This is a genomic window from Pseudomonas sp. EB271-G4-1, from assembly GCF_058791355.1.
Genome location: NZ_JBYTEO010000021.1, coordinates 44,250 through 58,779, shown reverse-complemented (window position 1 = coordinate 58,779; position 14,530 = coordinate 44,250). Strand labels below are relative to the sequence as shown.

At 55.7% G+C, this 14,530-nt stretch carries 11 protein-coding genes and 2 pseudogenes; 5 read left to right on the top strand and 8 right to left on the bottom strand.

Annotated features, from left to right (window positions below):
* Positions 1-162 precede the first annotated feature (162 nt).
* The gene (locus AC3WWR_RS12730; RefSeq protein ID WP_492598744.1) at positions 163-1,170 is read right to left on the bottom strand and encodes a sigma-54 interaction domain-containing protein; all 1,008 of its coding nucleotides are present in this window, start codon (positions 1,168-1,170) and stop codon (positions 163-165) included.
* A gap of 249 nt (positions 1,171-1,419) precedes the next feature.
* Between AC3WWR_RS12730 and AC3WWR_RS12725 the strand changes: the two genes are divergently transcribed.
* Both AC3WWR_RS12725 and AC3WWR_RS12720 read left to right on the top strand, forming a co-directional pair.
* Positions 1,420-1,668, top strand: coding sequence for a hypothetical protein (locus AC3WWR_RS12725; RefSeq protein WP_492598743.1), 249 nt, complete (start codon positions 1,420-1,422; stop codon positions 1,666-1,668).
* Between the two features lie 619 nt (positions 1,669-2,287).
* Positions 2,288-2,947, top strand: coding sequence for a hypothetical protein (locus AC3WWR_RS12720; RefSeq protein WP_492598742.1), 660 nt, complete (start codon positions 2,288-2,290; stop codon positions 2,945-2,947).
* 1,244 nt (positions 2,948-4,191) lie between these two features.
* Here AC3WWR_RS12720 and AC3WWR_RS12715 read toward each other — a convergent pair.
* Positions 4,192-5,076, bottom strand: coding sequence for a LysR family transcriptional regulator (locus AC3WWR_RS12715; RefSeq protein WP_492598741.1), 885 nt, complete (start codon positions 5,074-5,076; stop codon positions 4,192-4,194).
* 166 nt (positions 5,077-5,242) lie between these two features.
* Between AC3WWR_RS12715 and AC3WWR_RS12710 the strand changes: the two are divergent.
* From AC3WWR_RS12710 to AC3WWR_RS12700, 3 genes and pseudogenes are all read left to right on the top strand, one after another.
* A pseudogene (locus AC3WWR_RS12710) lies at positions 5,243-6,598 on the top strand (MFS transporter).
* Positions 6,599-6,613: 15 nt separating this feature from the next.
* Entirely contained in the window at positions 6,614-7,069 is a 456-nt protein-coding gene (locus AC3WWR_RS12705) for a type II 3-dehydroquinate dehydratase (protein ID WP_020797506.1), read from the top strand.
* A gap of 133 nt (positions 7,070-7,202) precedes the next feature.
* The gene (locus tag AC3WWR_RS12700; RefSeq protein ID WP_042955353.1) at positions 7,203-8,498 is read left to right on the top strand and encodes an OprD family porin; all 1,296 of its coding nucleotides are present in this window, start codon (positions 7,203-7,205) and stop codon (positions 8,496-8,498) included.
* Between the two features lie 429 nt (positions 8,499-8,927).
* On the opposite strand, the pseudogene AC3WWR_RS12695 reads toward AC3WWR_RS12700, so the two are convergent.
* From AC3WWR_RS12695 to AC3WWR_RS12670, 6 genes and pseudogenes are all read right to left on the bottom strand, one after another.
* Positions 8,928-9,115 (bottom strand): annotated as a pseudogene (locus AC3WWR_RS12695) (histone-like nucleoid-structuring protein, MvaT/MvaU family); the annotation flags it as partial.
* 54 nt (positions 9,116-9,169) lie between these two features.
* Positions 9,170-10,588 carry an aldehyde dehydrogenase family protein gene (locus AC3WWR_RS12690; protein WP_020797504.1) on the bottom strand — a complete coding sequence of 473 codons (1,419 nt, stop codon included), beginning with the start codon at positions 10,586-10,588 and terminating at the stop codon, positions 9,170-9,172.
* Positions 10,589-10,600: 12 nt separating this feature from the next.
* Positions 10,601-11,641 (bottom strand): homoserine dehydrogenase, encoded by a 1,041-nt coding sequence (locus AC3WWR_RS12685; protein WP_492598740.1) that lies wholly within the window; start codon positions 11,639-11,641, stop codon positions 10,601-10,603.
* A gap of 114 nt (positions 11,642-11,755) precedes the next feature.
* Positions 11,756-12,193: an Lrp/AsnC family transcriptional regulator gene (locus AC3WWR_RS12680; protein ID WP_020797502.1), complete on the bottom strand. Its 438-nt coding sequence runs from the start codon at positions 12,191-12,193 to the stop codon at positions 11,756-11,758.
* Positions 12,190-13,578, bottom strand: a complete 1,389-nt coding sequence (thrC, locus tag AC3WWR_RS12675; RefSeq protein ID WP_083349092.1) for a threonine synthase — start codon at positions 13,576-13,578, stop codon at positions 12,190-12,192. The genes AC3WWR_RS12680 and thrC overlap by 4 nt, the downstream gene beginning before the upstream one ends.
* A gap of 18 nt (positions 13,579-13,596) precedes the next feature.
* Complete coding sequence (locus AC3WWR_RS12670) at positions 13,597-14,487, bottom strand: LysR substrate-binding domain-containing protein (RefSeq protein ID WP_033045435.1); 891 nt, start codon at positions 14,485-14,487, stop codon at positions 13,597-13,599.
* Between the last annotated feature and the right edge of the window lie 43 nt (positions 14,488-14,530).

The window sequence follows — 14,530 nt, the reverse complement described above, 5'->3', positions numbered from 1 at the left end:
CACACCGGCCGGGAAGGTATTTTGTCTCTTGTTTGTATGCAGCCTTGTCATGGCCCGCCCCTGGCTATGGCGTACACGCCACATCTGGGTTCGGCCTGGGGCGAGCCCGAATATGCGTATCGAAAGAAGGGAGGCAGATGCCCGGAAGGACGTCTGGAGACGTTAGATGCAGTCGTCCTGCTGCGAGCGCAAGAGACCGTATTTCTTGGCGAGTTTGCTGAGACGGCTGCGCTCCTTGCCGGCAAGACGAGCGGCCTCGCTGATGTTTCCATTCGCACGCCCGAGAAGTTCGCTCAAGTAAGCCCGCTCAAATTCGGCAACGGCGTGCGCCTTCGCTGCGTTGAACCCGCGCATGGTCAGCGCCGGTGCCGGTGCCATGCATGGTGTCGCAGGTACAGGTAGCCCTGGAAGCACGAGGTAGGGTCCGTTGCTGGTGAGCACGGCACGATGGATGAGATTTTCAAGTTCGCGCACGTTGCCGGGCCAGTCGTGCCGCATAAAGTAGTCAATGGCGCCCGATGTCAGCTGCAAAACCGGCTTGCAGTATTTATGGCTGAAGCGCCGCACAAAGGTCTCCGCGAGCGCAATAACGTCGGAGCCACGTTGGCGCAAGGGCGGGAGCTCCACTGAGAGGACGTGGAGCCTATAGTTAAGATCGGGCCTGAACAGGCCCACTGCGGAAAGCGCGGGAAGATCCGCATTCGTGGAAGCGATGATACGAACATTCGCATGACGCACGAATGCTTCACCGATCGGCCGATACTCGTAATCCTGAAGGAAGCGCAGAAGTACGACCTGCGCCCGGCTAGACAGCGCATCCACTTCGTCCAGGAACAGTGTACCGCCCTCCGCTTGGGCGACTGCGCCCGACCGAGACTCCCGCGCATCGGTGAAGGCACCACGAACGTGACCAAACAGCTCGTTCTCGATCAGGTTTTCGGGAATGGCGCCACAGTTTATCGGCACGAACGGAGCGTCCTGCCTGGAACCCAGGTAGTGAATGGCGCGAGCGGCAAGCTCCTTCCCGGTCCCCGTTTCGCTTTGCAAAAGAACCGTGGCGTCGCACGCGGCACTCTGGCAGATTGCTTTCAGCGCTTCTCGGAAGGCGGGCGACTCCCCGATAAGATTCAGTCGTACAAAGTCGACTGTATTAACCGACAGTTCGGACAATCTCTCTCCCTCCCTGCAGAATTTTTTGCCGTTGTCGCAATATGCCGGGTGGTGATCGAGGCGACATCCGGAGCAGCCTAGCATGCAATCCAAACTGCCGTACGAAACCCGCATCCGCCCACCTAACGTTTCAATCAAACGATTGGGCAATCCATACAGAAGTACCTTAGCGTATGGGGGATCAAAGACAATCACATATGACCAAGACGGATATTTGTGTGCCGCAATTGGGAGTAATCCGCGGCAGTCATGGCCGCACGGACCTTGGCGACGGCACCTGGCAGGCTTTTAAGTGCCTTGTACTCACCCAATGCCGTGCAGTTTGCCGTTTCACGTGCGATTGCCGGGGAAAGCAGTGAAATACAACTGGACGATGTCTTGAACGGCATACAGCGTGAATATGAAAAAGAAGGAAAGTTGTCCGGCAATGGAAAGAACCAGACACAATCCGCAACGCTACAGGTCGGGGCGCTGATGCAAACCAACGCTCGCGACTAACCACACCAGACCATTCCGCATGCCATTACCGATAGCACTAATGAAGAGCGCCAATCAGTCTAGTGACTTGTAACCATGAATATAGACTTATAGATTGTTTGAGAAAGAGTCTTGTATGAAAGCCGGGTGGCGGTTACATATAATTTTTCTATTGGGCGCTCTACCTTCAATAGAGTTAATGGCCGCATCGGAGACAGCCTGCAGGGCTTATGCAAATCGAGCCGTCCAACAGTACCAGATCGCGAATACCCACGCCAACTGCCATCACAATATGAATGCGAGGTGGCAACCAAATTACCAGAACCATTACGGCTGGTGTCTCAATGCGCAAACCAGCTGGCTACAATCCGAGCAAAAAATACGTGACAACTTCCTTGCCAAGTGTGGTGGCCTGAGCCCCATTGATAACGGCCCCCAACTCCATCCGGTCAACGAGTAAGCGTTTTGCGCACTACAAAAGCTACAACGGGAAATGGCAAGAAATCATCGCCTGCGTGCGCGAGCCCCTTCTGGGCTGAGGTGAACGGATAGTTGAACCTGCCTCACACTGCCCCGAGGCGCATTGGCTCAGCGCTGGACGACTTGCCATGGATTGGACTTTCCGCCTTGGGAGATAATGATGGAAACGATCATTGCTGCAATCCAGAACACCCCCATCCCCACTATCCTGATACTCGCCGGTTTGCTTTTTCTATTGCTGGGTTTTGTAACTAAGCTCGGAGGAATCGTAGAGGTATCGCCAGAACAAAAAAGATTAGCTTTCCCGATTGGACTGTTGGTTTTAGCTATTGGCTTATTGTTAAACTTCATACCGACTAATGATCATGAAATTCCTGAACAACATACAAAGTCTGAAGCAGATTCCACAGCTCCCCCAAAATCCACAGTCCCGCCTACTCCTGCAGTTGTGAAGACCCAGGCTCCAGCTTCACCGAAGCAAGAAGTAAAAGTACAGGACGTGGCTGTTGCACATGAAACAAAACCACCCATAGAGAATGCCACGACAAACCGTACCCGTTGGTTGACCTTCGACTTTCCACCGCCCAACGGCGGACTGCTGGTTTACACGATCACGCCGGATGGCGATCCAGCATGCGCGTCCTACGACGGTGCCAATTGCTTGTGGGGACTCGTTTACGATCAAGTTGATTTTAAACGACTCAAAACTCTAGTCTGCGGTGAAGGGCATCGCGCCAAATGGGGTGTCACGGGTTACGAAGACCCCAAACACTGGTGCAATTTGGCGGTGCAGACTAGCAAGGTCAAGCCCGCTAACTAGAGCCTGTGTTCTACACCTATGGAGCGATCCCGTTGTCAGGTTGACACGAGTGTCGCAAACCTTGGGGTTTGTCGGTTGTAGATGAGGTGCAGCGGTTGAGATGAGCCAGGACTTAATGAGTGGCCAGCTTGACTCAGCGCCCTTGCTCACTCACACCCTGACGCTGGCGCGAATCAACGTTCTGCCTGATGCATGAAGACAAATCAATCCGCAGCGCCATGATTGCAGGCCTTCCTCGTTCTTCAACGCACATAGAAGCTCCCAGGCATCGTCTTTTTAGTAGCAGCTATTTGCGACTATTCGCCAGAAAACTGGCAGCCATGAGCAAGATTCGAAGAGCAAACGCACCGGTTTGTCAGCCATTGAGCGAGCAGCTGTGCCTTTTTGGACAACTCATGAACGCCCGGCATCGCCTATAAGTTCAATTAGGTGCTATGTCAGATATGTTCACGAGCAGCTTAAACCACTGATTCGACAAACCCGCTTCTGGCGTCCACTCTCTCAACGGGCCATGTCCTTCGTGTTCATGGCGCGTCATTGAATGAGGTGGCTGCCAATGAAGCTGATTCAGTGCCGTTTCTCTTCAGGTCTGCGTGTACCGCTGCTTGTGCAAGCTGGTAATGCGGCGCCGTTACCCATACTCGTTCCGTTCATCTACGTACAACTCAAACTCAGACACCGCGCATACAACACTGCCGCAGCGCACCTGTGCGCGCGATCCAAACTTTCTACACCTATGCCAAAACCCGAGACCTGGATATAGATAAACGCCATCTTGTCCTGTCGCTTTGAAGCGATTCTCGCCTTGTTGGATGCTTACGCGATCTGGCTCCAAAGCGACCGTCACGGCGACAACCTGATCGCCCGAACGGGCACAGCGGTATGAGTTTCATGAGCGCTATATTTCGAAACTCCGGCGGGTCTGCGGTGGGTCTGACAGTTCGACGATGCCACGCCGTTATGCAATTCGTTATCTAGCCGACTCGGCCAACCTCCACAACACCTAGCGTGCCTCGGCAGCCTGGAGCCGACTTGAGAGTTCAGGAGGTTCGCCGTGACGAAAACAGCCGATAAAGAACACGCGTCACCCTCCTCCTCTTTGCCTTCCTACGTGTTCAAGGGGCCGGCACAGGTTGCTATTCGAACCCGCACTAATGGCCAGCCCAGGTACTGACAGCTCGAACATTTCCTCGATGTGCTCTGAGCCTGTACGCAAAAGCAAAGGGCCCAGAAGCGCTAAAGCATCAACCCCAACCATGAGCTTCCTCGATGAAGTGCAACACGGCGCTGGAACGCTCATCAATGCGCGAAATCAGAGAAAGCTCACTGACCATTTCTGGCTGAGCCAACGGAATTATCCGTACGCCAGGCATGGTCAGTCGGGTCATGGTTTCCGGCACGATACTCAAGCCAATACCCGCTGCGACCAGTCCGGGGATGCTCATCAACGAGGGCACATACATGATGTTCTCCGGATGCAGTTGATTCTGTCGGCAGGCCTGGAGTGTGTGCGAGGTTAAGCCGATACCGGCAGTGTCCTGCAAAAATACGAATTTCTCGTGTCGCAGCAAAGCCAGCTCGCCGGTAAAACGTTCGGCTAGTTCGTGGTTGTCCGGCATGAGCAGGACGAGATTGGACTGACTGAAATGATGTGTGCGCAACCGGTCTGGAAGGTGATCCTTGAACACCCTGGCAAATGCCAGATCCAGCTTGTGATCGAGCAGCATTTCAAACTGCGCGCGAATACCCGCATCCACCAGCGACACTTTGACTTCGGGGAACGTGCTGAAGTAATGCCGCAGCAATTGCGGCAGATTGGCCTCGAACAATGCCGAATGGTAGCCGATGTTGATTTCGCCGACTTCGCCCCTCCTGGCACGCCGCGCAGCCGCAATCGCCAGTTCGCTAGACTCAATGGATTGCCTGGCATGGGGCAGAAACGCCAGGCCGGCAGCGGTCAATGCCACGCCACGGTTCTCGCGCCTGAACAGTGTCAGGCCTAACTCTGATTCAAGGGTACGCATCAATTGACTGAGCGCCGGTTGTGCAATGCCCAGCTGCTCGGCGGCCTTGCTGAAATGCTGGAGGTCGGCTGCAACGACAAAGGCCTTCAGATGTCGCAGTTCCATTAGGCTTACTCATAAGGTTGGCTTATGTATTTGTACGGATTTCGATAATTATTCTGCAAGCAGGATGCGTTAACGTCTACCCACTTCGACGCGTCCTGCCAGTGGCCCTGCCCCGAACGGGAACGTGTGAGTACCCATAACCATAAAAACAACGACGAGCACCTCTATGAGCACGACAAGTCACGAGACTCATGATTCGCGCATGCCTCGCAAAGCGGTGACCGCCGCGACTATTGGCACCGCGCTGGAATGGTTTGACTTCACGCTGTATGGCGCGATTTCGGCAACCATTTTGCCCAAGCTGTTTTTCCCGGCGATGGAACCAACGGCGGGCCTTCTGGCCTCGCTGGCAACCTTCGGTGTGGGTCTGGCCGCTCGCCCATTGGGCGCGATTACCTGTGGCTACCTCGGCGACAAACTGGGCCGTCGCAACCTGATGCTGGCCACCGTGACCCTGATGGGGCTGGCGTCGGTACTGATGGGCCTGTTGCCGACTTATGGTCAGATCGGCGTCTGGGCACCGATCCTGCTGGTGCTGCTGCGCATCATTCAAGGCTTCGCGCTGGGCGGTGAGTCCACCGGCGCCCAACTGATGGCCTTGGAACACGCCTCACCCGATCGCCGTGGGCGCTATTCGGGCATGCTGGGCCTGTGCTCACCGCTTAGCCAGATTTTGGCCAATGGCGTGCTCATGGGACTGGCCGCCACGTTGTCCAGCGAGCAGTTTGAAAGTTTTGGCTGGCGAATCCCCTTCCTCCTCAGTTTCATACTGGTGGTGGTCGGAATCTTCATCCGCCTGAAAGTCGATGAAACACCCGCGTTCGTTGCCTTGAAAAAGACTCCGGTCAAACAGGAAAAAAGCCCACTTAAATCCGCCGTCGGCAGCCACTAAAAGACCATCCTGCGCTTGATGTTGTTCTTCTGCTCGCCCGCCGCCCTGTTCTATCTGATCGTGATCTTTTCCCTCAGCTACCTGACCAAGCACCTGGGCTTTAGCCAGCAGACGGGTTTTATGTCGCTGATGGTGGCAAACGTCTGCGCGATTTTCGGTGCACTGGCCGGTGGTTACCTGGCCGATCGCTGGGGTCGAAGAAAGGCGCTGGCGCTGGGTTCATGCATGACCTTGCTGATCCTGTTCGTGTACTTCCCGATCCTCAACACCCTGAACGTCCCCGCCATCATGGCAATCATGGGTCTGTTCCTGGGCTTCACCCAGTTCCAGAGCGGCATCCAGCCCGTGGCATTCGCCGAAGCGTTCCCGACCCAGGTTCGCTATTCGGGTTCCGCACTGGCCTACACCGGCGCCAACCTGGTCGTTGGCGGCCCAATGCCAATGATCGCGGTCTATCTGATGGCCCAGTCGAACAACTCGCCGTGGCCTCTGGTGACGCTGTGCGCGGTGATCAATCTGATCTCGCTGGCGATGATCGTCATCGGCCCGGAAACCCGAGGTATTGACCTAAATACCGTCGCTGCACAAGACACCGTTGATACCACCCCCACCGCCATACTCACTAAATAAAGCAGCAGGACGACCATGAACCGCACTGTCTTCATCCTCAACGGCCCTAATTTGAACCTGCTGGGTCGGCGCGAGCCGCACATCTACGGCCACACCACGCTTGATCAGATTCGCCAGACCAGTGAAAGACTGGCCGAGGAACTTGACCTGGTCTGCGACTTTCGCCAGACCAACCACGAAGGCGTGATGGTCGACTGGATCCAGGAGGTTTTTGAACAGGGCGCGGCGCTGATCATCAACCCGGCCGGCTTTTCGTTTCACTCGATTCCGGTGCTCGATGCCCTGAAGTTGCTCGATACACCGCTGATCGAACTGCACCTGTCGAACATCCACGCCCGCGATGAACTACATCGTCACTCGATCATGTCCGGTGTGGTCAACGCCGTTATTTGCGGCATGGGAGCCGACGGTTATCCCCTGGCTATCAGGGCCATTGATGACCTGCTGCGCCGCAAGGCCCTGGGCAACTGACGCATCTCATCGCTTACTCCTGATACGGCGGTCTCTTTGGCAGAAGGTTAGCCGGGCCGCCTGCGCCTGAAATCCAGGTGCCGACCTCATAAGTGCACACAAAAAAACAATAATCCACTGCGAGAACACCTCCATGTACTCCCCTCTTTTTCACTGCAACGTGCCCGTACGACGCTCCTTGATAAGCCTGGCCCTGGCACTCGGTGCAGGACAGGTCGCCGTTGTCCAGGCCGATGAAAACAGCGGTTTTATCGAGGGCGCCAGCGCCACGCTGAATCTGCGCAATGCTTACATCAACCGCAATTTCGTCAACCCCGCCTACCCCAGCAGCGCCGCGCCTCAGGGCAAGGCTGAGGAGTGGACGCAAAACTTCATCCTTGACGCCCGCTCCGGTTATACCCCGGGAGTCGTAGGGTTTGGTGTTGATGTGCTGGGGCTTTATTCACAGAAACTCGACGGCGGCAAAGGCACGGGCGGCACTCAGCTTTTGCCTATCCATGATGACGGACGCCCCGCCGACAATTTCGGACGGCTTGGCGTTGCCGCCAAGGCCAAGGTGTCGAAGACGGTGGTCAAGGTAGGCGAATGGGTCAGCACGCTGCCGATTCTCCGTTCCGATGACGGCCGTTCGTTGCCGCAGACCTTTCAAGGCGCCCAGATCACCTCCCAGGAAATCAGCGGATTGACGTTGTACGGCGGTCAGATCAGGCAGAACAGCCCGCGTAACGACGCCAGCATGGAAGACATGTCCATGAACGGCAAAGCGGCGTTCACGTCTGACCGATTCAACTTCGGTGGTGGTGAATACACCTTCAACGAGAAACGCACCACCATTGGACTCTGGTATGACGAACTCAAAGACATCTATCAGCAGCAATACATCAGCTTGACCCACAGCCAGCCGGTGGGCGACTGGACGCTCGGCGCCAACATGGGCTTTTTCACCGGCAAGGAAGACGGTGCCGCCCTCGCTGGCGACATGGACAACAAAACCGCCTTCGGCTTGTTCTCGGCAAAACTGGGGGGCAACACCTTCTATGTGGGCTTACAGAAACTGACCGGAGACACTGCCTGGATGCGCGTCAACGGAGCCAGTGGCGGCACGCTGGCGAACGACAGCTACAACTCCAGTTTTGATAATGCTCAGGAACGCTCCTGGCAGGTGCGCCATGACTTTAATTTCGTCGCAGTGGGCCTCCCGGGACTGACCATGATGAACCGCTACATCAGTGGCGACAACGTGCACTCGGGAGCGTTTACCGATGGCAAGGAATGGGGGCGCGAGTCAGAACTGGCTTATGTGGTGCAGTCCGGCACGTTGAAAAACCTAAGCGTCAAATGGAGAAACTCAAGTATCCGCAAGACTTTCAGCACCAATGAGTTTGACGAAAACCGGCTGTTCATCAGCTACCCAATATCGTTGTTGTAGGGGGGGGGCAGTTGAGCCAACTGCGCTCATCGGTACCCGGCCTTGCGAACCAAGGCCGACCCACAAAGGCAGACAGTAACCGGAGTGCAACGAGCTGAGCCGAACCTGAGTAGAGGAGCCGTGTCTCCTCCATACTCATGCCTAGCGACATTCCCATCTCAATAGCCATAAACCCGGTAACCAGCACGAATGGAACCACTGCGGGAGTCAGTGGGATGAGCGTCCGAATTACGAATTGATGTGTCAACAGCGCTCGTGAATCTTTTTGCTTTTGCGTGATTGACGGTCGCAGGCATAGGCGCTGATTCGCACCAGGTGTCGATGGGAGGGATGAAGTTGGGTTTAAGCCCGCGACGTGTACGCGGTGTGCGAAATTTAGGAGCCCACAAAAAAGGGCCCTCGACGGGCCCTTTTGTTCTCAAACCAAAATCACTTGGTCAGCCAGGACTCAACGGTCGCGGAGCCGTGTTGCACTTTCCATTCCTTCAGCGTTTTGTGATTGCCGCCTTTGGTTTCGACGATCCGCCGGTGTGCGGCTTTTTGTAGACTTTTACCTGACGAGGCTTACGAGTGCTGGTCCTGGACTCAGTAACTGGTGCACGACGACCGGACATCGGGCGTCAGAAAAAGCGTCCACCCGATGTGAGTCAATCGCAATTTTTTTTGTAGGTTTAATCCAACTCGCTGATGCAGACCACTTTAGGCTGCGTCATGTCCTCATACGCAAATCGAACACCTTCGCGCCCCAGACTTCCGTACTTGAAACCACCGAAAGGCATGGCATCGAAACGATAATCCGAAGAGTCATTGATCATTACGCCACCCGCTTCAATCTGACGCGATAGTTTTAAAGCCTTGGAAATATCACGTGTAAAAAGACCTGCATGCAGGCTGTACTCTGTTGCGTTAGCCAGAGCAACGGCGTCGTCCAGATGATCAAAAGGTTCCAGGATAACCACCGGCGCGAAGACTTCCTGCTGCCAAATCGTACTGCTATGTCTCACATGCTCGAGCACGGTCGGCGCATAACTTCCAGCTTGGCGTTGGTGCCCACACAGAAGGACAGCACCTTCGGCCAGTGCTTCATTGACCAATTGCTCCGTACGGCGCGCCGCCTGCTCCGTAATCATCGGGCCTACATCCGTTGCTCGCTGGTTAGGATCACCTACTACCAAGGCGCGCGTTTGACTGACAAAACGCTCACGGAACTCCTCATAAATTGAACTATGTACGAGGATGCGTTGAGTGCCGATGCAATTCTGCCCTGCTGCCCAAAAGGCACCCGACACACAGGACTCAACGGTCGGGCCGATATCACAATCTTCAAGCACAAGAACCGGGGCATTTCCCCCCAGATCCATTGCCAGCTTCTTCAACCCGGCGGTACGAGCAATGGCCTCACCCGTAGCAAAACCACCCGTGAAGGAAATCATCCGTACGTCGCGAACCTCCACCAATGCTTTACCCAGGTCAACGCCACCCGTAGCCGGGGTAATCACAGAGGGTGGAAGCCCCGCTTTCACCAAGCACTCGACGAGCTTGAGAGCAGACAGCGGCGCGAGTTCCGAGGGTTTCAAAATCACGGCATTGCCGCCGGCGATGGCCGGGCCGAGCTTATGGGCGACCAGATTCAGCGGATCGTTATAGGGCGTGATGGCGACGATAAGTCCCAACGGCTCCCGTGTGAACCAACCTTGCCGCGATTCCGATCCTTCATAGGCCCCAAATGGAATTACTTCACCGGCGTTACGACGCGCCTCTTCCGCCGATAGCTTCAAGGTGTTCACGCAACGCTTCACCTCCTTCTCTGCTTGTCGCAGCGTTTTTCCCGCCTCTGCAACGATCAGCTTGGCAAATGCATCAGACTCAAGCTCCACACACCGAGCGGCATCCTCAAGAATGCGCGCACGCAGGTGACGAGGCATTGCCGCACTCTCGCGCACGCCGATTCGCGCGCGTTCCAGCAAGCCAGGAACTGCGGCTGCATCAAGGCAAGGGACGCTCCCTACCAAGCGACCATCGAATGGACTGAACACATCAATCTGTTTGGCTTCCACAAGCTGGATACTGGCCATGCTGGATACGCTCATGACAACCTCCTGTTACTTGCCGTGGGTGGTGTGAATGGCGACGATGTCCGACAGCAATGCAAAGGCCGTCTCGATACGCCCTGCCCCAGGCCCGGACACCGTGACAGCTCCCAGCAGTTCGGTATTGAATGACACGGCATTCGTGGCGCCGGCAATACCTGTCAGAGGATGCGAATCCGGCAGCAGCCGGGCCTCGACACTCGCTCGAACCGAGCCATCGGCTGCACGATCGGCTGAGCCAATCAGTTTCCAGCTCGCACCATTGGCACTTGCCTGAGCAATATCTTGCGCACTGATATTGCTGATGCCCGAACACGCTACATCACTGACATTCAGTCGTGCATTCAGCAGTTCGTTGGCCAGGATGACCACCTTGAGGCGTACGTCAAACCCCTCTACATCGGCGGTTGGATCGGCCTCGGCGTAGCCGAGTTGTTGCGCTTGCACCACGGCATCGTTAAACGCCAGGCCATCTTTCATCTGGCTGAGCACATAGTTGGAAGTGCCATTGAGGATGCCTTCAAAACCTTGGACGTTAGCACCCGCCAAGGCCTGCTTGGCCAGGCGAATCACAGGAGTGCCACTCATCACCGCCCCCTCGTATTCGAAAGCCACCTGGTTGCGACGGGCCAACGCTTTGAGCTCGGCCCCGTGCAGCGCAATGGGCCCCTTATTGGTGGTGACTACATGAATGCCACTTTCCAAGGCCCAACGGCAAAAGGTAGTTGCGGGCTCACCATCCACCGGGTTTGTGAAAGTGGCCTCAGCGATGATGTCTGCACCGGAGTTCTTGATCACGGCTTCATTGAAGGCCTCAGCCTTGCCGCCAGGCAGGTGAGCGAATGCGCCTTTTTCCACCGGTAGCGCGACCAACTGCTTTGCATCAAGACCCTCTTTGGCAACGATGGAGCCAAGGAACAGATCGGTAACACCGACGATCTTAACCGTGAAACCCAGGGAGTTTTTCCACTCGGCATTACGCTCGGCGACCAATTGGGCAAAGCCACGGTTCACGCCACCAAACCCTACCAAGGCAATTTTGTACTCAGTCATAACAGCTGTTCCTTTATTGATGTTGTTCGATAGGAACATCCTAAGAGCGGAGCTTTGGCAGTTGAATATGGCAGTCTGCTGTATTAGTTGAGCGTTTTGCCCAAGCGCGATCTTTTAAAACACCGCGGAAAGAACGAACGATGTCACGGTGTTTTCCACCCCCGACATGGCCGCAATTTCCTTCCACACGAGGTGGACACGTTCAGGTGTGGCGGCATTCACGCGTAACATCAAATCGAACTCACCACTGAGTACTTCACACTGCACGACTTCGGGAATGGAGCGCAGAGCCGCGAGTACTTCTTCGCCACGCATGCGGTCATAGCGGTAGACAAAGATCACCGCGCTGATAAGCGATGTAGGTCGTCGTGACTCACCGAGAAGGACTGTGTAGCCCTGGATCGCACCATCGCGCTCAAGACGCTCGATACGCTGTCGCACAGCATTGCGCGACAAGTTGATCTTGGCACCCAGTTCGATATGGGCTATTCGCGCATTGGCGGTCAGTTCGGCCAGTATGCGTTCGTCCAGCGGATCCAGAATGCGCTTCATGAAAGCCTCTGCTGTGCCAGACGGAGAGCCTGGCACAGGCCCTCGAGATCGCCCTTGGCCAGGTAAGGCAGTTGCTCGCGCACCTCGACAGTCCTCGCAACGCTTGCTTGCCAGACGCCGAGCTCTGCCAACAGCGCTGCCGACTTGGCCGGCGCTATTTGCCCGAAGGTGACCATTGGCGCCCCCAGGCTGCGTCGATGAAGCCGGCCGGCCAGCACACCGACAGCGGTGTGAGGATCGATGGCAGAACCTGTCTCTCGAAACAGTTCGACCACCTCATCGCGCACCTGGGATTCGTCTACCGCATAGGAATCGAAGAGTACTCGGGCACGCAGCCATTGCTGATTGCCGATGCTCATTTCTCCGCAACTTTCAAATTGCTCCATCAGCGCTTTTGTTGAGCAGCCATCGTGCTCGTAAATCTCCCAGATAAACCGCTCCAGGTTGGAAAACAACGAGAAGTCCATCGCTGGCGAAACTGTTCGACTGGTCATCCGGGTGGAGTAGCGATTGCAATGAAAAAACTGGTGCAGCGCATCATTGCTATTGGTAGAGATGATCACCTGATTGATGGGTAATCCCATTTTCTGCGCAATGTAACCTGCGTATATCTCGGCCGAGCTGGCAGCGGGAACGCTAAAGCCGACGGGACGTGAACCACCCCCCAGTTGCAACGCCGCGTGGAAGTAAAAAACGATTTGGGCCAGGACGCCGATCCAATTGGTCGAGTTGAAACAGACCGGCATCACTGCGTCCAACGGCCACTCACGCAAGAGTCGGGAGACCAGCGTCTGGCAATCATCGAAATTTCCGTCAACCGCAAACAGCTGAACCCGCGTTGGGTCGGCTGCCTGCAAGGCACTGAGTTGCTCAGGCGCAAGCCCCTCGCGCGGATACAGTATCGCCATGCGGACAGCCGGGCAGTCAGCAAAGGCTTCAAGCGCCGCGAGACCTGTATCACCATTGGTTGCACCGACCACCAACGCCTCTCTACCCACCTCCTCCAGAAAATGCTTGACCAGGCGCGACTGCAACTGCGCGGCGAAATCCTTGGAAGAGTGCGTCGGGCCATGAAACAGCTGGAGTATCCACTCGTTATGCCCGATCTGCTCAAGCGGGGTAATAGCGCGGTGCTTGAATTGTCGATAACTGTCGCTGAGCAATGCTCGGAGGGTGCTTTCGTCCATGGACGAACCAACAAATGGCGAGATTACCCGCCATACCAGCTCATCAAACGGCAGCCATGACCAGCTGGTGATTTGTTTCTCTGTGAATACCGGCAAACGGGTTGGTACATACAGGCCACCATTCTCGGCGAGCCCCGACAGCACCACACGGCGAAAGTCCGCCCGCATGTCACCGCCGCGTGTGCTTACATAATCCATGGTCACTCCCAATCGGTATTACAAAAGGCGATGGGCTTGAGCCACCAGCCAAGTAGAAAAATTTGCGGCATCAGGCGATAGCACTTCGGACTGCTCGTGCACCAGATAAAAAGATTCGCTGGCCTCTATTCGGTGATTGAATGGCGCAATCAATTGCCCACTCTGAAGCAAATCCTCGACAACGGAAGACCGCGCCAGCGCAACGCCCTGCCCCAATTCGGCCATGCGAATCGTGGAAATCAGCGTGTCAAACTGAAGCCCACGGGAATAATCGACGTCGTCTGCTCCAACTCGCTTCAACCAATAGCCCCAACCTTCTTCGTAACCCAACACGTGAAGCAGGGAATGGTTCATCAAGTCGCGAGGCTCATGTATGGGTGATCTGACCATGAGATCTGGAGAGCAAACAGGTTGAAGGATGTCCCAGGTCAATCGCTGAGCGTGCAAGCCAGACCACTCACCGCATCCCCACCGGATCTCCAGGTCATCCTCACCATCCGGTTCTTTCACCCAAAGATTGCTGATGTATCGAATATCAATCTGGGGATACTCCCGACAAAAGTCTGCGAGTCGGGGGGCCAACCAATAATGAAGAAAGGAAAGGCTGCCGCGCACCTTCACATGTCTTCGATTGTGCTGACCGAAAATCTCGTTCGTGCCAACGGCAAGGCGACTGATCGCGTCCTGAACAACAGGCAGGTACGACTGCCCCTCCTCGGTCAAGCCAAGCCCTCGGGGTAAGCGCTTGAACAGCGCCACACCGAGGTGACTTTCTAACTGACGAATCTGCTGACTCACGGCCCCTTGAGTCAAATGGAGTTCTTGCGATGCGTGGGTAAAGTTCAAACAACGCGCCGATACTTCGAATGCCCTCAACCAATTCAAGGGTGGTAGTGACTTTTGACTCATCGGCGCAACCTCATCAGGGCGTTATCTATACTCAATCATTGCC